General features: G+C 66.9%; 15 protein-coding genes. 11 read left to right on the top strand and 4 right to left on the bottom strand.

Annotated features, from left to right (window positions below):
* Positions 1-23: 23 nt before the first annotated feature.
* A complete protein-coding gene (locus TPR58_RS12670) occupies positions 24-272 on the top strand; it encodes a hypothetical protein (protein WP_346247044.1) in 249 nt (82 codons plus the stop codon).
* On the opposite strand, the gene TPR58_RS12665 is transcribed toward TPR58_RS12670, so the two are convergent.
* A complete protein-coding gene (locus TPR58_RS12665; protein ID WP_346247043.1) occupies positions 266-583 on the bottom strand; it encodes a chorismate mutase in 318 nt (105 codons plus the stop codon). The genes TPR58_RS12670 and TPR58_RS12665 overlap by 7 nt on opposite strands.
* Before the next feature lie 199 nt (positions 584-782).
* Between TPR58_RS12665 and rpsD the strand changes: the two genes are divergently transcribed.
* Positions 783-1,397, top strand: coding sequence for a 30S ribosomal protein S4 (rpsD, locus tag TPR58_RS12660; RefSeq protein ID WP_346247042.1), 615 nt, complete (start codon positions 783-785; stop codon positions 1,395-1,397).
* Positions 1,398-1,538: 141 nt separating this feature from the next.
* Here rpsD and TPR58_RS12655 read toward each other — a convergent pair whose 3' ends face one another.
* Positions 1,539-3,533, bottom strand: coding sequence for an alpha/beta hydrolase family protein (locus TPR58_RS12655; RefSeq protein ID WP_346247041.1), 1,995 nt, complete (start codon positions 3,531-3,533; stop codon positions 1,539-1,541).
* Positions 3,534-3,669: 136 nt separating this feature from the next.
* Between TPR58_RS12655 and TPR58_RS12650 the strand changes: the two genes are divergently transcribed.
* The 3 genes from TPR58_RS12650 to aguB all read left to right on the top strand — a co-directional run bounded on the left by TPR58_RS12650 (position 3,670) and on the right by aguB (position 7,384).
* Positions 3,670-5,322, top strand: coding sequence for a M28 family metallopeptidase (locus TPR58_RS12650; RefSeq protein WP_346247040.1), 1,653 nt, complete (start codon positions 3,670-3,672; stop codon positions 5,320-5,322).
* Between the two features lie 162 nt (positions 5,323-5,484).
* Positions 5,485-6,486, top strand: coding sequence for an agmatine deiminase family protein (locus TPR58_RS12645; protein ID WP_346247039.1), 1,002 nt, complete (start codon positions 5,485-5,487; stop codon positions 6,484-6,486).
* Positions 6,487-6,535: 49 nt separating this feature from the next.
* The gene (gene aguB / locus TPR58_RS12640) at positions 6,536-7,384 is read left to right on the top strand and encodes an N-carbamoylputrescine amidase (protein ID WP_346247038.1); all 849 of its coding nucleotides are present in this window, start codon (positions 6,536-6,538) and stop codon (positions 7,382-7,384) included.
* A gap of 20 nt (positions 7,385-7,404) precedes the next feature.
* Here aguB and TPR58_RS12635 read toward each other — a convergent pair whose 3' ends face one another.
* Positions 7,405-8,985, bottom strand: coding sequence for a carboxylesterase/lipase family protein (locus TPR58_RS12635; protein ID WP_346247037.1), 1,581 nt, complete (start codon positions 8,983-8,985; stop codon positions 7,405-7,407).
* Between the two features lie 109 nt (positions 8,986-9,094).
* Positions 9,095-10,267, bottom strand: a complete 1,173-nt coding sequence (locus tag TPR58_RS12630; RefSeq protein ID WP_346247036.1) for an alpha/beta fold hydrolase — start codon at positions 10,265-10,267, stop codon at positions 9,095-9,097.
* A gap of 195 nt (positions 10,268-10,462) precedes the next feature.
* Between TPR58_RS12630 and TPR58_RS12625 the strand changes: the two genes are divergently transcribed.
* The 6 genes from TPR58_RS12625 to TPR58_RS12600 all read left to right on the top strand — a co-directional run bounded on the left by TPR58_RS12625 (position 10,463) and on the right by TPR58_RS12600 (position 19,288).
* Positions 10,463-11,038 (top strand): TetR/AcrR family transcriptional regulator, encoded by a 576-nt coding sequence (locus tag TPR58_RS12625; RefSeq protein WP_346247034.1) that lies wholly within the window; start codon positions 10,463-10,465, stop codon positions 11,036-11,038.
* A gap of 121 nt (positions 11,039-11,159) precedes the next feature.
* Positions 11,160-11,660 carry a sigma-70 family RNA polymerase sigma factor gene (locus TPR58_RS12620; RefSeq protein ID WP_346247033.1) on the top strand — a complete coding sequence of 167 codons (501 nt, stop codon included), beginning with the start codon at positions 11,160-11,162 and terminating at the stop codon, positions 11,658-11,660.
* Positions 11,661-11,664: 4 nt separating this feature from the next.
* Complete coding sequence (locus TPR58_RS12615) at positions 11,665-12,591, top strand: FecR family protein (RefSeq protein ID WP_346247239.1); 927 nt, start codon at positions 11,665-11,667, stop codon at positions 12,589-12,591.
* A 91-nt stretch (positions 12,592-12,682) separates the two neighbouring features.
* Positions 12,683-15,709 (top strand): TonB-dependent receptor, encoded by a 3,027-nt coding sequence (locus TPR58_RS12610; RefSeq protein ID WP_346247032.1) that lies wholly within the window; start codon positions 12,683-12,685, stop codon positions 15,707-15,709.
* 98 nt (positions 15,710-15,807) lie between these two features.
* A complete protein-coding gene (locus TPR58_RS12605) occupies positions 15,808-17,265 on the top strand; it encodes a CehA/McbA family metallohydrolase domain-containing protein (protein ID WP_346247031.1) in 1,458 nt (485 codons plus the stop codon).
* A 103-nt stretch (positions 17,266-17,368) separates the two neighbouring features.
* Positions 17,369-19,288, top strand: a complete 1,920-nt coding sequence (locus TPR58_RS12600; RefSeq protein ID WP_346247030.1) for a CocE/NonD family hydrolase — start codon at positions 17,369-17,371, stop codon at positions 19,286-19,288.
* Positions 19,289-19,292: the final 4 nt, after the last annotated feature.

Below are 19,292 nucleotides of genomic sequence, written 5' to 3'. Positions count from 1 at the left end.
GGAACGTTACAGGAGTTCCTATCATGTCGTTTCTGCTCGGTCTGATCGCGGCTATCGGCGTCCAGGATGCTCCCGCAACCCAGGCTGCCCCCGCTCCCGCCGCCAAAGCCGAGAAGAAAATCTGTCGCTCGGCTGCACCTACCGGCAGTCGCCTGAAGGGAAAATCGACCTGCCATACCGCGGCAGAATGGCGCGAGATCAACGAGGCCAACGCGGCCAATGCATCGAGCATGGGGCAGAACAATACCCGCAGCAGCAACACGCCTTACTGAGCAGGCCCGCCGCGCCGGTCGAATGCCTTGAGCTCATAGGCGATCGAGGCTTCGACCAGCCGTTCCCAGATCTCGCCGATCGCCTCGTCCGGAAGTCCGGCAGCGCGGGCATGGGCGCGGACATTGTCGATCACCTGCACCTTGCGCGCCTCGTCGCGGACATGGCTGCGCTCGGGCTTGATGCGGGCGGCCGCGTCCATATAGCAGAAGCGTTGGGTCAGTAGCGCGATCAGCTCGCGGTCGACGGCATCGACGCCGGCGCGGACTTCGATCATCGTCGTGCAGGCTTCGGGATCGATCATTTGGGTCATGCCCGTGCATTAGGAGCTGCCGCGGGGCGCGGCAATTGCGACGTCCGTACCCGTAAAACTTGACTCGCTACCCCCCTGCGGCTAGGCGCGCGCCTTCGCAATGGCTCCGCACCCCGGTGAAGCGGCAGCCCTGCCCCTCTTTCAGAGACGGCGGAGCGAGTACCGGGACCAACGTCGTTCGTATTGCAAAGGATTGAATATGTCGAAGCGCTCAAGCGCCAAGCACAAGCTCGACCGCCGGATGGGCGAGAACATCTGGGGCCGTCCGAAGTCCCCGGTGAACAAGCGCGAGTACGGCCCGGGCCAGCACGGCCAGCGTCGCAAGGGCAAGATGTCGGACTTCGGTCTGCAGCTGCGCGCCAAGCAGAAGCTGAAGGGCTATTACGGCGACGTCACCGAGAAGCAGTTCAAGAAGGCCTATGAGGACGCGTCGCGCATGAAGGGCGACACCTCGCAGAACCTGATCGGCCTGCTCGAGATGCGCCTGGACATGATCGTCTATCGCGCCAAGTTCGCACCGACGATCTTCGCCGCCCGCCAGCTGGTCAACCACGGCCATGTCCGCGTCGATGGCGAGAAGTGCAACATCGGTTCGCGCCGCATCAAGCCGGGCCAGGAAATCTCGCTGAGCCAGAAGGCACAGGAAATGGCGCTGGTCATGGAGGCGCAGAGCCTCGCCGAGCGTGACATCCCCGACTATGTCGCTCCGGACGGCGCGTCGAAGATCACCTTCGTCCGCATCCCGACGCTCGACGAAGTCCCCTATCCGGTGAAGATGGAACCGAACCTGGTCGTCGAATTCTATTCGCGCTAAGTCCGGCTTCCCTCGGGAAACAGAAACGGGGCGGTCCTTCGGGGCCGCCCTTTTTCGTTGGAGGCGCCGGACGCCACCCAACGCCCCTGCCCGACAGGCCGCGCCCACCAGGACGACGACCCGTCGGGGGCACCAGGCCGCTCAGTCGGCCTTGGCGGGCATTCCCATCGAGGCGCGCAGGAAGCCGTCGCTCTTGTCGAGCATGCCGGTTCGCGCATCGGCATCGTCCAGATAATGGTCGAGATCACGATACTCGACATAGTCGACCTTCTTGCCGGCATCGCGCAGCCGCTTCGCCATGACGCGCGATTCACCGACGCCGACATTGGTGTCCCTGTCGCCGTGGAACAGCAGCACCGGGACCGAGATCCGATCGGCGTGGCGCGCGGGCGAGCCCTCGGCGACATGCGGGCCGCTGCCGATGAAGCGATCGACCACCCAGCGATTGGTGTAGTTGACCGATTCCTGCCGCAGCAGGTCGAGATCGGTCACCGGCGCGATCGCCACCACCGCCTTGAACAACCCCGGTTCGGTCACCGCCGACTGAAGCGCGGCATAGCCGCCATAGGACCAGCCGACGATCGCCAGCTTGTCCGGTGCGGCAATGCCCTGCTTCACCAGCCAGCGGCCGCCGTCATTGACGTCGCCGATCGCGGTCTTCCACGACTTGAACCCGTTATTGACGAACCAGGCATCGCCATAACCGGTCGAGCCGCGGAAATTGGGCTGAAGCACCGCATAGCCGCGCGCGGCGTAGAATTGCGCCAGCCAGTCGAAGCCCCATTCGTCGCGCGCACCCGGTCCGCCATGCGGCATCACGATGGCGGGCAGCCCCTTGCCGTCACTGCCGGCCGGAAGGGTCAGATAGGCCGGGATCTGCGTCCCGTCCGCAGCGGCGAAGCTGATCGGCTTGACCGTCGCGAGCGTGGTCGTTTCCAGCTCCGGGCGGGCGAGCATCAGTTCCATCACTTTCTTCGCCTTGCGATCGAAAACGAAGTATCGGCCCGGATCGACATCGCTGCCCGCCCAGAACAGCAGGCGGTTCTCGTCATTGCTGGCGTCCATGAAGCGGATCAGCGGCAGCTTGGGCAGCGCGCGGCCGAGCATGGTTGCGAGCGTCTTCAGTTCGGGATCGAAGAACTCGGCCTCGCGCTTCTCGGTCGCATAGGTCACGCCGACCACGCGCTGACGCCGCCCGATGCGGATCAAGCCATCGACATCGACCCCGTCATGCTTGAACACCAGTTCGCGAGCCATCGAACCGTCGAGCTTGATCCGATATAGCGCCGTCCGGCCGTCCAGCCCGTCGAACCCATAGGCGACGTTCAGGTCGCGATCGACGGCGTAGGGATTGAACCCGGTCCCGGCCAGCGTGTCGAGCATACTCAACTGATCCCAGCTTCGACCGTCGGGCTTGCGATAGGAATAGCGGATCCGCCCGGTCAGATAATCGCTGCCATCCTTGACCACACTACCCATGACCCGGACCGTACCGAAACCGTCGGTGATATATTCCACTGCATCGTCGCGTGCCGTCTCAACGACCTTGCGGGACAGATTGGTCGTTCCCACGCGCTCGACGCCGAGCCCGGACCGGGTCTGGGCGACATGCGTTCCGGTCGACATTTCGGGGACGAACTCCCGCGTCATCATCACGTCACCATCGGCCTCTGGCAGCCAGTCGATAATGCCGCCGCCGTCCTGCATCGGTCCCAGCGCCCGAAAGCTGGTTCGCGGAGACAGAAGCTTCAGGTTGGCCCCATCCCCCCCGAGCGAGACCAGGCGCGAATAGCCGATGGCTCCGATGCCGGACGGCGCTTCCGACTGGACCTGGCACACGATGCGCGTATTCGACGCCCAGCGGCACCAGCGAAGCGTTTCGGGCTTGCCGTCCGCCATCAGGATACGCCGCACTATGCCGCTGCCGTCGGTTTGCGCAACGAAGACGCCGCTCGACGCTCCAGCCAGCGGAGCGAGGAACACTACCTGATTCCCGTCAGGCGACAGTCCTATATGCTCGACGCTCTCGCGCGCGCCGAACTTCTTGGCATCCGCGCTCTGCGCGGCAGCACCCTGCACCCACGACGATGCGACCAGCGCCGCAACCGCGACCTGTCCGATGATTCCGATACGCATTCTTTCCCCCACAAACCCGTGCCCCGCCGGCATGCTAGGTCGCGATGGGCAATCCCCGCAACCTGAATCTCCCCCACTTGCGAGGCGATTCCCGCGCTGCCACAGTCCGCGGCACTTCGATCAGAGAGGATCCTTGATGCGTCTTGCCCCGATCGCCGCTGCCGCGGCGCTGCTCGCCGCCGTCGGCGGCTGCACGAAATCGACCCCGCAATCCGATACCGGTATCTCGGTCGACACGCTGAAGACGATCACCCAGAAGCTGTCGTCCGACGAATTCGAGGGCCGCGCGCCGGCGACGCCGGGCGAGGAGAAGACCGTCGCCTATCTGATCGAGCGGATGAAGGCGGCGGGGCTGCAGCCGGGCAACAAGGGAAGCTGGGTACAGGACGTGCCGCTGGTCGAACTGACCGCGCAGAATGTGAGCCCGCTGAACTTCACCGGCGGCACCGGCGATCCGATCAGCCTGAACTATCGCAGCGATATGGTGATCGGCACCTACCGGGTCACGCCCCAGACCCGGATCAAGGACAGCGACGTCGTCTTCGTCGGCTACGGCATCCACGCGCCCGAGCGCGGCTGGGACGATTATGCCGGGGTCGATGTGAAGGGGAAGACGGTCGTCATCCTGATCAACGACCCCGACTGGCAGACCAAGGAGTTGGCCGGCGATTTCGGCGGCCGGGCGATGACCTATTATGGCCGCTGGACCTACAAGTTCGAGGAAGCCGCACGTCAGGGCGCGGCGGCCGCGATCATCGTCCACGACACCGAACCCGCCGCCTATGGCTGGAACGTCGTCCAGTCGAGCTGGACCGGCCCGCAGCTGGAGCAGGACTCGCCCGGCAACCATATGGACCAGTCGCAGGCGGTGGGCTGGATCCAGAACGCCGCGGCGCGCAAGCTGTTCGCCAAGGGCGGCCAGGATTATGACAAGCTCACCGCCGCGGCGAAGGTGAAGGGGTTCAAGGCGGTGCCGCTCGCGGGCGTGAAGGCCTCAGTCTCGTTCGACAGCACGATCCGCCGCCAGGCATCGAAGAACGTCATCGGCATCCTGCCGGGCAGCGAGCGCAAGGACGAGTACGTCCTCTATTCCGCGCACTGGGACCATCTTGGCCGTTGCGACAAGGTGAATGACGACGATATCTGCAACGGCGCGATCGACAACGCGTCGGGCACCGCCGCGCTGATCGCGCTGGCCGAGGCACAGGTGAAGAAGGGCCCGGCCAAGCGGACCATGGTATTCCTGGCGGTGACCGCCGAGGAATCGGGGCTGCTCGGCTCGAAATATTATGCCGAGAACCCGGTCTTCCCGGTCTCGCAGACCGTCGGCGGGGTGAATATTGACGGCGTCAATATCAATGGCCCGACCAAGGACTTCGTCTTCATCGGCGTCGGCAAGTCCGAGCTGGAGGACATGGTCAAGCCGCTGGTCGAGCGCGAAGGCCGGACCGTCGTTCCCGAGCCGACGCCGGAAAAGGGCTTCTATTATCGCTCCGACCATTTCAGCTTCGCCCGGCTGGGCGTGCCGATGTTCTATGGCGAGAGTGGCGAGGACCTGGTGAAGGGCGGCAAGCAGGCCGGCAAGAAGGCGGCCGACGACTATACCACCAACCGCTATCACCAGCCGTCGGACGAATATGATCCCAACTGGGACTGGAGCGGCGCGATCCAGGACCTGAACATCTTCTTCTGGATGGGTCGCGAACTGGCCGACGGCACCACCTGGCCCGCCTGGTACAAGGATGCCGAGTTCCGCGAGATCCGCGAAAAGAGCCGCGCGGGCAAGTAAGGCGCGACAAGTCTCCCCTCCTGCTTGCGGGAGGGGTCGGGGGAGGGCTTGTTTTAGACGCAGCGTTGCGTGGACAGGCCCTCCCCTAGCCCCTCCCACAAGTGGGAGGGGAACTTGAAGACGCCCCTACCCCTGCGCGCATCTCGCGGGTAAGGGGCCCGCATGACCGACAACGCTTCCACCCAGCATACCCCCCCGCCCCCGCCCGCCGAGTGGGCGCCGCACGATGCGGTGTGGATCGGCTTTCCCAGCCATGGCGAGCTGTGGCTCGAGGACCTCGAGCCGGCGCGCGAGGAAGTCGCTGCCTTCGCCCGCGCCGTGCATGCCGGCGGGCGCGGCGAGACGGTGATCCTGGTTGCTGCAGACGAGGCTTCGGCCGAGGCGGCGCGTGCGCTGGCCGGTGATGCCGCGCAGGTGGTGGTCGAGCCGTTCGGCGACATCTGGCTGCGTGATACCGCGGCGATCGTCGGCGGCGACCGTATCGGCCATGACTTCCGCTTCAACGGCTGGGGCGGCAAATATGACCTGCCCGGCGACGACGATATCGGCCGGCGGCTGGCGGCACGCCGCGAGCTTCAGGTTGCGGACCATGGCTGGGTGCTCGAAGGCGGCGCGATCGACGGCGACGGCACCGGGCTGGTCGTCACGACCGAACAGTGCCTGCTCAACCCCAACCGCAATCCGGACCTGACCCGTGACCGGGTCGAGGCGCTGCTGCGCAACGCTCTGGGCTACACCCGCGTCCTCTGGCTGGGCGACGGGCTGCTCAACGACCATACCGACGGCCATGTCGACAATCTCGCCCGTTTCGTCGGCGAGAACCGCCTGCTCATCCCCGAACCGGCCGAGGGCGATCCCAATGCCGATATCTATCGCGACGCTGCCGAGCGCGCCGAGCGCTTCGGCGTCGAGGTGGTCCGCATGCCCTCGCCCGGCGCCGTGCTGGACGAGGACGGCGAGATCATCCCGGCCAGCTACATGAATTTCTATATCGGCAATGCCGCAGTCGTCGTCCCGCTGTATGGCCAGCCCAATGACGCGGCTGCGGTCGAGACGCTGAAGGCCATCTTCCCCGGCCGCGAAATCACCGGCTTCCGTGCCGACCATATCCTGACCGGCGGCGGCAGCTTCCATTGCATCAGCCAGCAGATTCCATCCTTCTGAGGCAAGCGCGGGGGTGCACGCGCCCCCAAAGCGCACTACATGGCGCGCCATGACCGAAATCACCGTCGCCGCGCTGCAGCTCGCCTTCTCGAACGATATCGACGCCAATATCGCCAACGTCTCCGAACTGGTTCGCGAGGCTGCGGCGAAGGGCGCACAGGTGGTGCTGCCGCCCGAATTGTTCGAGGGCGAATATTTCTGCCGCGTCGAGGACGAGGGCCTGTTCGCCAATGCCAAGCCGACCGCCGAGCACAAGGCGGTGCTGGCGATGCAGACGCTCGCCCGGGAACTCGGCATCTATATCCCGACCAGCTTCTTCGAGGCCGACGGGCCGCATCACTACAACAGTCTGGCGATGATCGGCCCCGACGGGAAGGTCGCCGGCGTCTATCGCAAGAGCCACATTCCCGACGGCCCGGGGTACGAGGAGAAATTCTATTTCCGCCCCGGCAACACCGGCTTCAAGGTGTGGGACGGGCCGCAGGCGACTTTGGGCGTCGGCATCTGCTGGGACCAATGGTATCCGGAAACCGCGCGCGCGATGATGCTGATGGGCGCGCAGATCCTGTTCTACCCGACCGCGATCGGCAGCGAGCCGCATGACGACAGCCTGGACACCGCCCGTCTCTGGCGCCGGGCGATGGTCGGCCATGCCGTCTCCAACGTCGTGCCCGTCGTCGCCGCCAACCGCGTCGGCACCGAACATGGCCAGACCTTTTACGGCACCAGCTTCATCACCGACGAGCGCGGCGATATCCTGGCCGAACTGGACCGCAAGGAAACCGGCGTGATCACCGCCACGCTCGACCTCGACCGCGTGAAGCGCCACCGCGCCGCCTTCGGCTTCTTCCGCGACCGGCGGCCCGAGCTGTACGGACGGCTGGTTCAGGACATCTGAGGCGATCCGGCCGGGTCGCCTCAGAACAGGCTGACCCGGCCGCCGCTTTCGACATAGCGCGTGAACAGATCCAGCGTGTCCGCCGGCAGGATCGGGCGCGCCTTGGCCCCGTCATCGCCGATCTCGATGATCTGCTGGTTGCTCGAATAGCGCGGCCAGTGCGGCAGGCCGGAGCCGTTCGGGTCGCCGCGCTTCACCCAGTTCACCCAATAGTCGCCGAGCAGCGCCGACAGCCTGCGATCGGCCGCGCCGAACGGCCGCTCGGGCGAGGCGCCCAGCGTGCCGAAGACATAGGGAATCTCGGAGGAATGGAAGGCGCGGTAGCGGGCCGCATCCGGGCCGGGCTCCCAGTGGCTCCACAGATAGGCGTAAACGGGATTGCGGCTGCCGCGCTGCCGCTGCTGTGCCCAGAAGGCCATGGCTGCGAGGCCGCGGTCGCGTGCCAGCGCGCTGACGGTCGCATTGGCCTCGGCATCGCTCGCCGCAGGATAGAGCTTCAGAAACTGCGGCGCGAGCGCGCCATAGCTGCTGGCGAGCGTGCCCTGGACCTGCGCAGCGGTGGCCTTGCCGAAGGCCGGATTCAGCCCGGTCATCTCGTCCGCGGTCATGCCGGTCAGGATCGGCGTGTCGTTGGTGTTGGCGCCCACGGTGCCGGTGTCGGGGAACACCAGGCCATCGACGACCGGGGCAAAGGCCAGCCCGCCCGCGCCCGCCAGCGTCTTCGCCGCCGCCTCGAGCTGGTCGGGGCTCAGCCGCCGCATCTCGTCGATCGAACCGGCCCCCGCCGAGGTCATCAGTGCCGTGCCGCGTGCTTCGGCCGTGGCGCGTGCCGGCACGTTCAGGCCCATGCCCGAGCCGCTCTGGGCGATGGCGCGAACGAACAGGCCCTTCGCCAGCGGCGTCGCAATCAGGTGATGGACCGATGCGGCGCCCGCCGACTGGCCGGCGATCGTGATCCGGGCGGGATCGCCGCCGAATGCCGCGGCATTGGCCTTGATCCACTTCAGCGCCGCGACCTGATCGAGCAGCCCGTAATTGCCCGACGCCCCTGCCGGGCTCTCCGCGGTCAGGCCGGGATGCGCCATGAAGCCGTACAACCCCAGGCGATAGTTGATCGCGATGACGACGATCCCCTTTGCCGCCAGCGCGCTGCCGTCATAGATCGGCACCGAAGCCGACCCGCTGGAAAAGGCGCCGCCATGGATCCACACCAGCACCGGCAGCTTCGCCGCGGCCGTCTTCGCCGGCGTCCAGACATTGAGGTACAGGCAGTCCTCGCTGACCGCATTGGTGACGACATATTCATGCGTCCAGGGACCGAAGCCGTTCGGCGTCACCTCCTGCCGGCAGCTGGACGGCAGCGTGTCGGCCCGGCGCACGCCCTGCCACCGTGCCGCAGCGAGCGGCGGCTTCCAGCGATTCTCCGCGACCGGCGGCGCGGCAAAGGGAACGCCCAGAAATGCGCTCACCGCGCCGGCGGACTTTCCGGCGAGCTGGCCCTCGGCAACCGTCGCGCTGCGGATCTGTGCCGCGGCGGGCAGCGCCTGAATCGCCATGGCGGCGACCGCCAGGCCCATCACCTTCCGAATGCCGGTGCGCATCATCTCTCCCCTCCCCCGGGATATCCGCCCTGATCACGGTCCGGGGAAAGCGTCAACGGCCCGACCTTCGACAGAAGGCCTCGTGCGATCCGCAGTTACGATCGCCCGGTTACCCCGCCCTTCCGGCTCGGCGCGCAAAGTCGAGCAGGAGCGCGCCCAGCCGGGCGGGCTGCTCCTGCTGGATCCAGTGGCCCGAGCCGTCGACCATCTCGACGCCCGCAAGCTTCGTCATCGCCTGGCCGGTCATGCGATCGAGCGCGCCGGGGGCCGCATGGGTGCCCCAGTCGCGCGTCCCGCCGATGAACAGCGACGGGACGTCGATCGTCCGTCCCGAGAACAGCCGCAGCTGTGCGTTGAGGGCGGGATCGGCAAACACCCGATAGGCCTGCAGCGCCCCCTGGAACCCGGTCCGGCCATATTCCGTCGCGTACACGTCCAGTTCGCGATCGGTCAGCCAGGCGCAGTCGCGAACCTCGTCCGCCGAAGGGTGGAACGGCGCGACCGTCTCCGGCATCGTCCGCCCGCGCTCCATGACATAATAGGACGGCATCCGCGCAAACTCCGCCGCAGTCGGCGCGGCCAGCTGGTGCGGTCGATTTCCGGGCCAGTCGCCGCTCTTCACGTGGAAGAAGGCGCGCAGGAATGCGTGCAGCCCTTGGGGCGGGTGCGACATGTCCGCATTCGCCTGCCGCCCGCCGAGATAGTGTTGATAATGAACCCTTGGCGGATCCAGCGCCGCCAGCGCGGTGGCCAGGGCCCGGGCGCTATTGTCCGGCCGGGCCGGCAGCGGCTCGCGATCCGCCGTGTCGAACGGAAAGGCGGGCGGCCCGGGAAAGGGCGCGCTCATCAGCACGAGCGAGGGAAACATGTCGGGCCGCGCCAGCGCGCAATAGGCCGCGATCGGCGAGCCGATGTCGTGTCCGACGATCATTGCCGTACGGCGACAGCCCAATGCCGACACCAGAGCCACAGCATCGCGCGCCATGTTCAACAGGCTGAACGGCTCCAGCGGCACGTCATAGCCATTCTCCCAGCCGGTGGTCCGGCCATAGCCGCGCTGGTCGGGCGCGACGACATGATAACCGGCATCGGCCAGGATCGGCATCAGGTGCCGCCAGCCATAGGCCAGGTCGGGAAAACCGTGCAGCAGCAGCACCAGCGGCCGACCCGGCCCTTCGTGCCCGGCTTCGAGGATGTGCACGTCCAGACCGTTGAGGCCGTGGACCAGGCGCGATCGCACGCCGTCGGGAAGCGTAGCGGAACCAAGGGGTGAATGCGTCACGTCAGGTCCTTCGATTGCATGGGCAGTTCCAAGCGATGCGGCCGCCAGACCCGCCGCCCCCATTCCAAGGACCACCCGGCGAGTCGCTGAACGCTGTAACGCACGGGCGGTCATCAGTTGCTTCCGTTATATAGCGATCGCCATAGTATGTCAGTCGCCATAGCGACGTCAATCGCAAGCTGTTACGTCGTCGTCATGCCGCGCAAGACCGATGCCCGCGACCGAGCGATCGCCGCCGCCCAGAAGCTGTTTCGCATCCAGGGCTATACGGCGACCGGCCTGACCCAGATCCTGGAGGAAAGCGGCGCGCCGAAGGGATCCTTCTATTTTCACTTTCCACGCGGGAAAGCGCAGTTGGCCGAAGAAGCGATCGACCTTTATGTCGCGGGGCGGATCGCCGTCCTGACCGAGATTTCCTCTGCCACCCGGGGAGACGCCTCGTCGTTCGTCCAGCGCCTGTTCGGCAGTTTCGCAGACGACATGGTCGCCACCGACTTCCAATATGGCTGCCTGATGCAGAACCTCGCCAACGAACTGCCCGCGCTCGACGCCGGGCTGACCGAACGGATCGCACGCGGATTCGCCCGGTCCACCGCGATCATCGAGGCCCATTTTCTTGGATGCAGCTTCGCTCCTGCCCGCGCCTCCGCCAGCGCAGCCGCACTGGTCGCCGCCCTGGAAGGCGCCCGGACCATCGCCCGCCTGGAACGCACGCCGGCCGTCTTCGCGGCATTGGCGAAGGTGAGCTGCCATACGGCGCTTCAACCGTGACACGACAGCATTGAGCGCGGGCAACGCGCAGACGCGCTGAATCGCGCAATCGATAACGGGTGTCATCCCTGCGCCGTCGATCTGTCATCAAACCGTATCGGCCGATTTCTAACCGCGCCGAATGGGAATCATCAACGCATCGAGACGCGGCGGGGATGCGGGGTTCGGCTGGGCCCGGCTTCGCGACCAGATCGCGCGCATGACGCGGCGCGACGATGCCGAGGACCTGCTGCACGATGCATGGGTCGGCATCGCCGATCGCAAGGTACAGGCGAACAACCCCGCGGCGCTTCTGGCGCGCGCCGCGGCAAATGGCGGAATAGACGCGTATCGACGCGAGCGGCGCATGGACCTCGCCTTCGTCCCGGATGCGGCGACGGGATCCGTCGCCGATCATCGCCCCCTTCAGGACGAGGTTCTCATCGCCCGGCATCGCCTGGAACGCCTTCGCATCGGCGTCGCACAGCTAAGCCCGCGCACGCGCCAGATTTTCTTGATGCACCGCCTCGACGCCCGTAAATATCGCGAAATCGCGCAGGAGCTCGGGATCAGCCAGAGCGCCGTCGAGAAGCACATCGCGCGCGCAATGGCGCATCTGACCGACTGGATGGAGAATTGGTGACGTGATGTTCCGCGGCGAGCCGGAAAATGCGAACCGGCAGGCGGCGGACTGGCTGGCACGATTGCATGCGGATGACCGCGCGCCGGGCGACGAAGCCGCGTTTCGCGCATGGCTGAAGGCGGATGCATCGCACGCGGACGCATTCGATCGCGCCTCGGGGATCTGGGACGCCGTCGGGGGACTTCGCGGACAGCCTGTCGCGTCGGCACCCCCTGCTCCGGAACGACTGTCACGCCGCGCCGTGCTGGCAGGCGGCGGCGCGCTGGTGGTGGCCAGCGGCCTCACGCTCGGCTGGCAGGACGCGCATGCCGGCACCTATCGGACCGGGATCGGCGAGCAGCGCCGCCTCGTGCTGGACGATGGCACGCGGGTCATGCTCGACACCGACACGAGCATCCGGTTCCGCGCGCGCGACGACGTCCGCACGCTGTCGCTCACGGCGGGACGGATCGACATCGACATCGCGGCCGATCCTCGCCCCTTCGTGATCGAGGCGGGCGAGCGGCGCGCGACTGCGCAGGCAGCACGGCTGGACCTGCGGCGCGAAGGAGACCGGATCGCATTCACCGCGATCCAGGGCAGCGCGCGAATCCTTTCGGCAGGCACCGAGATGTCGCTGACGTCCGGAAATCGTATCGCGATGGCGGCCGGTCGCGCAGACCGACTCGACCGGCCGGAGATCGAGGATCTCGTCGCCTGGCAAAGCGGGCGCCTGGCGTTCCGCGACGAGACCGTCGCGCGCGCGGCGGCGGAGATGAACCGATATAGTCGGCGCGCGCTGGTCGTCTCCGATGCGCGGGTCGCCGCGATGCGGCTGAGCGGCGTCTACCGCGTCGGCGATCCCGAGGCCTTTGCGCGATCGCTCGCGCTCCTGCTGCCGGTACGCGTCACCGCGGACGACGACGCGATCCGCATCCAGGCCGCCGGCTGAAAAAACTTTTTCAGGCAAGGTGAGGAAATCCCGAGCCCGGTCGTCGAGTGACCGGGCGCTCGCGGGGAGCGCGATACGGGGACCTTGGATCATGACCAGTCTGAAGCGGCAGCTTTGCCGATCGGCAGCGCTTGCGCTCACACTTTCCACGCTTGCCATGGCGAGCACCGCCGAGGCGCAGGGCCAGGCCCGTCGCGTGCGGATCGCCATCGCCGCCCAGCCCATGGACCGGGCGATCGAGCAACTTGCACGGCAAAGCGGCACCGACATCCTGTTCACCCGCGCCGCGGTCGCCGGGCTGAACGCGCCCGCCCTTTCCGGCGAGCTGGATGCCGAGACGGCGCTGCGCCGCCTCGTCGCGGGAACGCCGCTGAGCGTCGTTCGCGACAGCGCCGGCGCGCTGATCGTCCGCGCGCACGCGCCCGAGCCGACACAGGCCAGCGATACCGAAGAGGCGGCGGAAGGCAACGAGATCGTCGTCACGGCCCGCTTCTCCGACGGTGTCGAGCGGGCGCTCGACCTGAAGCGCAACGCCGATTCGATCTCGGACGCAGTCGTCGCCGCCGACATCGGCAAGCTGCCGGCGTTCAACGTGGCCGAGGCGCTGCAGCGCGTCCCGGGCGTGACCATCGTCCGCGAAGCCGGCGAGGGCCAGTTCATCAGCGTGCGCGGGCTCGGCCCGAATTTCCAGGCAGTCACCTTCGACGGCATGCCGCTGGCCTATAACGAGAATATCCGCAACTCGGGCCAGTCGGGGCGGCAGTTCCGCCTCCAGGTGCTGCCCGCCACGCTGATCGACAGCGTCGTGGTGACCAAGTCGCCGACCGCCGATCTCGTCGAGAGCGGTATCGGCTCGACCGTCGACATCCGCCTGATCAACCCGCTCGATCGCGACTCCTTCGTCGCAGCCAGCGCCTATGGCGGCTATGAGGAGCGGACCGACACGATCAATCCCAACGGCACGATCTCGGCGGGCTGGCGCAATGCAGCGCGGACGTTCGGACTGCTGGCCGGAGTTTCCTACACCAAGCGCGAGGTGCAGTTCGACCGCCTGCGCGTGGGCTGGCAGGACACGGTCGTGCCTGGGCTCGGCACGCTGCGCACGCCCGGCGACGCTCAGCCCTATCTGGAAATGGAGAATCGCGAGCGCCTCAGCGCCGTCGTCGGCATGCAATGGCGCCCCGCACCCGGCGTCGAGTTCGAGCTCGACGGTCTCTATTCGAAGTTCAACAACGAGACGACCGAGCGTCGCCTGACCTATTATATCCCGAGCCAGATCGCGCGGCTCGATCCCGCGACCGCGGTGGTCGAGGACGGCCGGCTGGTCGCCGGCACGATCCGGGGCGCGCGGATCCGCAACTATGCCGAATATATGGACCAGTCGCACGAGAACCTGCAGCTGAACGCCACCGCACGGTTCGACCTGGGCGGCTGGCGGATCGAACCGCGTGTCAGCTATGCGCGCGCCAACAGCGACCTCGATACGCCGATCCAGCGCGTCCAGTATCGCACCGCCAACGGCGCGGGCGGCAATCTGAGCTTCGATTTCAGCAACGACGTGCTGAAGGACGGCAAGGTCAACGCGCTCTACACCGACCTTGATCTGACCACCGGATCGAGAATGGTCTTCGAGAGCTTCGCGGTCCGGCCGATCAATTCGACCGACGAGGACAAGAGCTTCGTGCTGAATGTCGAGCGCGACGTGGATTTCGGGATCGGCGGGTTCGATCTTACCCGGATCCGCTTCGGCGGCCAGGTCTCCGACCGCTATCGCGACTATCAGCGCCGCGATCGCAATGCCTCGGTGCTGCGCCCGGGCGCGACGCGCACCGACGCGTATCTCCAGTTCCCGGTACCGTCCAATGCGTTCGATCAGTCGATCGCGCATGGGCAGCCCTGGCGCAACGTCGACTGGGGTCTGTTCAACCAGAATTATACGCTGGGCGCCGAATATGACGGGGTGAACCCCAGCGCCTACGACCTCGCGCCGACGGCCGCCGATCTCCAAAATTCCTATCGGATCGGCGAGGACATCCGGGCAGGCTATGGCCGCGTCGATTTCGAATCGATCCTTGGCGGCATTCCGGTCACCGGCAATTTCGGCGTCCGCTATGTCGAGACGCATACCGACGTGCGCGGCACCACCGTCTCGCCGGTGCCGAACGGCACCGGCGGCGTGACCACCGACGTCACGCCGGTGACGACCAGGGCGCGCTATTCCGAATGGCTGCCCAGTGCCAACGCGACCTTCAAGTTCGCCGACAATGTCCAGTTTCGCCTGGCCGCGGCGCGGACGATGACCCGCCCGTCGCTGTCCGAACTGCGCAATTCGATCAACACCAACAGCGTGACCGTCACCAGCATCTACAACGAAGGCGCCGCCGCGCTGCTGGATCCCACGCTGAACCTCCAGGCATCGGCCGGAAACCCGAACCTGCGTCCCTATACGGCGTGGAATTTCGACCTGTCGTTCGAATGGTATTTCAGCAGGTTCGGCGCCTTCACCGCCGCAGCGTTCCACAAGGACATCAGCGGCTATATCGCGTCCGATTTCGAAACCCGGTCGCTCGCCTTCGCGGTGCGCGACGGGTCGACGCTGCCGGTCGACATCCTGGTCGCCACGCCGCGGAATGTCGGCGACGCGAAAATCTCCGGGATCGAGTTCGGCTATACGGACAAGCTGCCGTTCGGCCTGGGCATCACCGCAACCGCGACCTTCGCAACGTCGAAGCTGCAGCTCGACCGGACCGGCGTCGGCCTCCAGACCGCGGGTATCCAGGGTGTGTCGGACGTCAGCTATTCGATCACGCCGTTCTTCGAAAGCGGCCCGTTCGAGATCAACCTCAGCTACACCTATCGCAACGACTATATCACCGATTCGGGGGCGCTGGTGACGTCGCTGCCCACCGCCGACGATGTCGTCGCCTATTACCAGAAGGGCTTCGGCATCATCGATCTGGGCACCAGCTATCAGGTGCGGCCGAACATCGAGGTCTTCGGCCAGGTGGTGAACCTCCTCGACCAGCGCCAGGTGTCCTATGCCGGCAGCAAGAAGGAGTTCACCGAGATCCACACCTTCGGTCGGACGGTCAATTTCGGCGTCCGCGCCAAATTCTGATCGCCAGCCTCGATCGACTGAAGACGGGACCGTCGCGGACCATCGCGGCGGTCCCGCCTCGCCGATACCCGCCCGCCCGTCCGATCCGCGGAGACACCATGTATCGCAGTTCGACCTTGGGCCTGCTCCTGCTGCTGGGCCTTTCAGATCCCGCCGCTGCGCAATCGGGCGAGAAGCGGCGCTGGCTGGCCGGCGACCATCACGTGCACAGCATCTACAGCGCGACATACCGGCCCGATCCGGCGCATCCCGACCGGCCGCCGGAGCCGGTGATCGGCGGAGATTCGTCGCATACGATCCTTCAGAACGCCCGGATGGCGCGCCGTTTCGGCCTCGACTGGATGGTATCGACCGACCATGGCGGGCCGAACCATTCGGCGCTCAATCATGCACGCGCATGGCCGGACGTTGTCGCGGCGCGCGCGGCGGTGCCCGGACTGATGCTGTTCTACGGGATGGAATTCGACGTGCCCGGCGGCGAACATGCGACGCTCATCCTGCCGCATGGCCCGGCCGAGCGCGACGATCTGCGCGAGATCGAGGCACGCTTCGGCAAGCGCGAGGCGTTCCCGGCCGATCCCGCGCGCAATACCAAGCCCCGGATGATCGAGGCGCTGCGCTACATGGCCCGACTGGCCACGCCGCCCGTCCTGATCGGCAACCATCCGTCTCGCACGGCGACCGGACCCGGCCGATGGGGACTGCATTCGCCGGACGAATACCGGCTGTGGCACGAGGCCGCGCCACAGGTCGCGATCGGGATGGAAGGCGCGCCGGGACATCAGGCCGCCAGGCCCGGACCCGGCCGCGACACCGCCCATGGTTCGCGCGGCCTGTATGGCGGCTTTCCGACGCTCGGCGGCTTCGACCAGATGGTCGCGACGCTGGGCGGCGGCTGGGACGCCCTTCTCGGGCAGGGCCTGCACTGGACGATCACCGCAACCTCGGACTCACACGGTCACTGGCGCGACGGCGGTGCCGATTTCTGGCCCGGCGAATATGCCAAGACGTGGGTGTTCGCGGCACCGACCTATGACGATGTGCTGGACGGGCTCCGGTCGGGACGCGTCTTCGCGGCGACGGGCGGACTGATCGAGGGCCTGGACCTGAGCGTGGCGTCCACCCGGGCGCCGGCTCATGCGGCAAGGATGGGCGATACGCTTGCGATACAGGATGCAAAGGCTCTCCTCGTCACGATACGCTTCCGCCCGGCCGCTGCGCCGAATGCCGCAGGAGCCCTCCCGCAGGTCGATCATGTCGACCTGATCGCCGGCGGCGCGACGACGGGACAGGGCGATCGCAACCCCGGCACGCGGCTGGTCCGGCGCTTTACCGCGCGCGACTGGCATCGCGATGGTGAGTGGCGGGTGATCCGTCACCGAATGCCCGCGCTGCCCGCATCGGGATATCTGCGCGTACGCGGGACCAGCACGACGCAGGGCGAGCCCGAACCCGATGTCGCCGGCGAGGACCCGTGGCAGGACCTGTGGTTCCACTCCAACCCGGTCTATCTCGAAAAAGCGCCGAGCCGGCCGCGTCACGCCGCGCGCAGATGACGCGCCTGCGCCTCGGCTGAGGGCGATCGTCCAATAGGAACTCGCCTTCCGCCTCGCGCGCGCTATCATTCCCTCAAAATCGATAACGAAGAGGGGTCCCCGCATGCGCAACCATCCACGGCAAGGCCGCGCCGGAATCCTGGCGCTCCTGGCTCTCGCCACCGCGCTCGGTTCGCCCCTCGCCGCTCGCGCGCCGCTTCCCGCGCCGCAGTCCGCGCCGGCGCGGGACCTGACCGATCAGGTGCCGCCGGGCGCCGCGATCGGCGACTATGTCGGCGAGGACATGATGATCCCGATGCGCGACGGGGTGAAGCTGCATGTCCAGGTGTGGCGGCCGAAACACGCGAAGGGGCCGCTGCCGATCCTGCTGAGCCGGTCGCCCTATGGCTTCGGCATGCCACAGGTCACGCGGCTGTTCACCGCGTCGTACAAGGAACTGGCGGACGACGGCTTCATCTTCGTGCTGCAGGATATTCGCGGACGGCTCGGGTCCGAGGGGGAGTTCGTCAATCTGCGGCCGCGCAAGGCATCGGCTGGCGGGGTCGACGAATCCACCGACACCTGGGACACGATCGACTGGCTGACGAAGCAGTTGCCCGGCACCAACGGCAAGGCGGGCGTGCTGGGCGTATCCTATGGCGGCTGGACCGCGGCGATGGCGACGATCGATCCGCATCCGGCGCTGAAGGCGGTGTCGTCGCAGGCCTCGCCCAACGACATGTTCGTCGGCGACGACTTCCTGCACAATGGCGCGTTCCGGCTGGACTATGCCTGGAGCTGGGTGAGCGCTCTGGAGTCCGACGGGCGGACGATGAAGGTGTTCGATTTCGGCGGTGAGAAGGACGCCTATGCCTGGTATCTGAAGCAGACCGACCTGGCGATGCTCGACCGCCGGCATCTGGGCACCACCATGCCCAGCTGGCAGAATTTCGTGAACCACCCGAGCTATGACGGCTATTGGCGGGCGCAACGCACCACCAACAACATGCCGAAGCGGGTGGCGACGCCCAACCTGATCGTCGCGGGATGGTATGACCAGGAGGATTTCTACGGTCCGCTGTCCATCTATCGCGAGCAGGAAAAGGGCGACGATCGCGGGCTGAACTATCTGGTGGTCGGGCCGTGGAACCATGGCGGCTGGCGCGGGACGGGATCGTCCTACGGCCCGTTCGAGATGGGTGGGCCGACCGGCGACTGGTATCGCCGCGAGGTGGAATTGCCCTGGTTCCGGTACTGGCTGAAGGGCGAGGGCACGCTGAACCAGCCCGAGGCGCTGGTCTTCCAGACCGGCAGCAACCGCTGGCAGCGGCTGGACAGCTGGCCGCTGAAGCGCGGCACCGCGACGCGCAACCTGTATCTGCGCGCGGGCGGCAGGCTGTCGTTCGAGGCGCCGGGGCGCGGCGAGGCGGCGGCGGACAGCTTCGTGTCCGATCCGGCGAATCCGGTGCCCTATCGCGAGCGCGCGCTGATCACGCCGTTCCTGTCCGAGGGATCGACCTGCGCCAACTGGATCGCCGACGACCAGGCCCCCTTCGCGAAGCGCAAGGACGTGCTGTTCTGGCAGAGCGAACCGTTGGCGCAGGACGTGACGATCTCGGGCGACGTCGCGGCCAAGCTGTTCGCCAGCACGACGGGCTCGGACGCAGACTGGGTGGTGAAGCTGGTCGACATCCATCCCGACGATGCCGGCACGCCCGCCGAACTGCGCGGGCGGCAGCGAATGATCGCCAACGACGTGTTCCGCGGGCGGTTTCGCGGCGGATATGACCGGCCGAAGGCGATCACGCCGAACGCGGTGCTCGACTACCGCATCGACCTCCACTCCGCCTCGCACGTCTTCCGCAAGGGGCACCGGATCGGGGTGCAGGTCCAGAGCAGCTGGTTTCCGCTGATCGGCCGCAACCCGCAGACCTTTGTTCCGAACATCCTGCGCGCGAAGCCGGGCGACTTCCGCGCGCAGACGCACCGGGTCTATCACGCGCCGGGCCGCGCCTCCGCCATCACCGTGTCGGTGGCGGAATAGGCCC

The organism is Sphingomonas rustica, from assembly GCF_039652585.1.
Lineage (GTDB): Bacteria > Pseudomonadota > Alphaproteobacteria > Sphingomonadales > Sphingomonadaceae > Sphingomonas > Sphingomonas rustica.
The sequence above is the reverse complement of the archived record's forward strand: the minus strand, read 5'-3'. Positions and strand labels throughout refer to the sequence as shown.

Excerpts from the sequence above, each read along its gene's own strand:
- TPR58_RS12670 (WP_346247044.1), top strand. The coding sequence starts at position 24 with ATGTCGTTTCTGCTCGGTCTGATCGCGGCTATCGGCGTCCAGGATGCT.
- TPR58_RS12665 (WP_346247043.1), bottom strand. The coding sequence starts at position 583 with ATGACCCAAATGATCGATCCCGAAGCCTGCACGACGATGATCGAAGTC.
- rpsD (WP_346247042.1), top strand. The coding sequence starts at position 783 with ATGTCGAAGCGCTCAAGCGCCAAGCACAAGCTCGACCGCCGGATGGGC.
- TPR58_RS12655 (WP_346247041.1), bottom strand. The coding sequence starts at position 3,533 with ATGCGTATCGGAATCATCGGACAGGTCGCGGTTGCGGCGCTGGTCGCA.
- TPR58_RS12650 (WP_346247040.1), top strand. The coding sequence starts at position 3,670 with ATGCGTCTTGCCCCGATCGCCGCTGCCGCGGCGCTGCTCGCCGCCGTC.
- TPR58_RS12645 (WP_346247039.1), top strand. The coding sequence starts at position 5,485 with ATGACCGACAACGCTTCCACCCAGCATACCCCCCCGCCCCCGCCCGCC.
- aguB (WP_346247038.1), top strand. The coding sequence starts at position 6,536 with ATGACCGAAATCACCGTCGCCGCGCTGCAGCTCGCCTTCTCGAACGAT.
- TPR58_RS12635 (WP_346247037.1), bottom strand. The coding sequence starts at position 8,985 with ATGCGCACCGGCATTCGGAAGGTGATGGGCCTGGCGGTCGCCGCCATG.
- TPR58_RS12625 (WP_346247034.1), top strand. The coding sequence starts at position 10,463 with ATGCCGCGCAAGACCGATGCCCGCGACCGAGCGATCGCCGCCGCCCAG.
- TPR58_RS12620 (WP_346247033.1), top strand. The coding sequence starts at position 11,160 with ATGGGAATCATCAACGCATCGAGACGCGGCGGGGATGCGGGGTTCGGC.
- TPR58_RS12615 (WP_346247239.1), top strand. The coding sequence starts at position 11,665 with ATGTTCCGCGGCGAGCCGGAAAATGCGAACCGGCAGGCGGCGGACTGG.
- TPR58_RS12610 (WP_346247032.1), top strand. The coding sequence starts at position 12,683 with ATGACCAGTCTGAAGCGGCAGCTTTGCCGATCGGCAGCGCTTGCGCTC.
- TPR58_RS12605 (WP_346247031.1), top strand. The coding sequence starts at position 15,808 with ATGTATCGCAGTTCGACCTTGGGCCTGCTCCTGCTGCTGGGCCTTTCA.
- TPR58_RS12600 (WP_346247030.1), top strand. The coding sequence starts at position 17,369 with ATGCGCAACCATCCACGGCAAGGCCGCGCCGGAATCCTGGCGCTCCTG.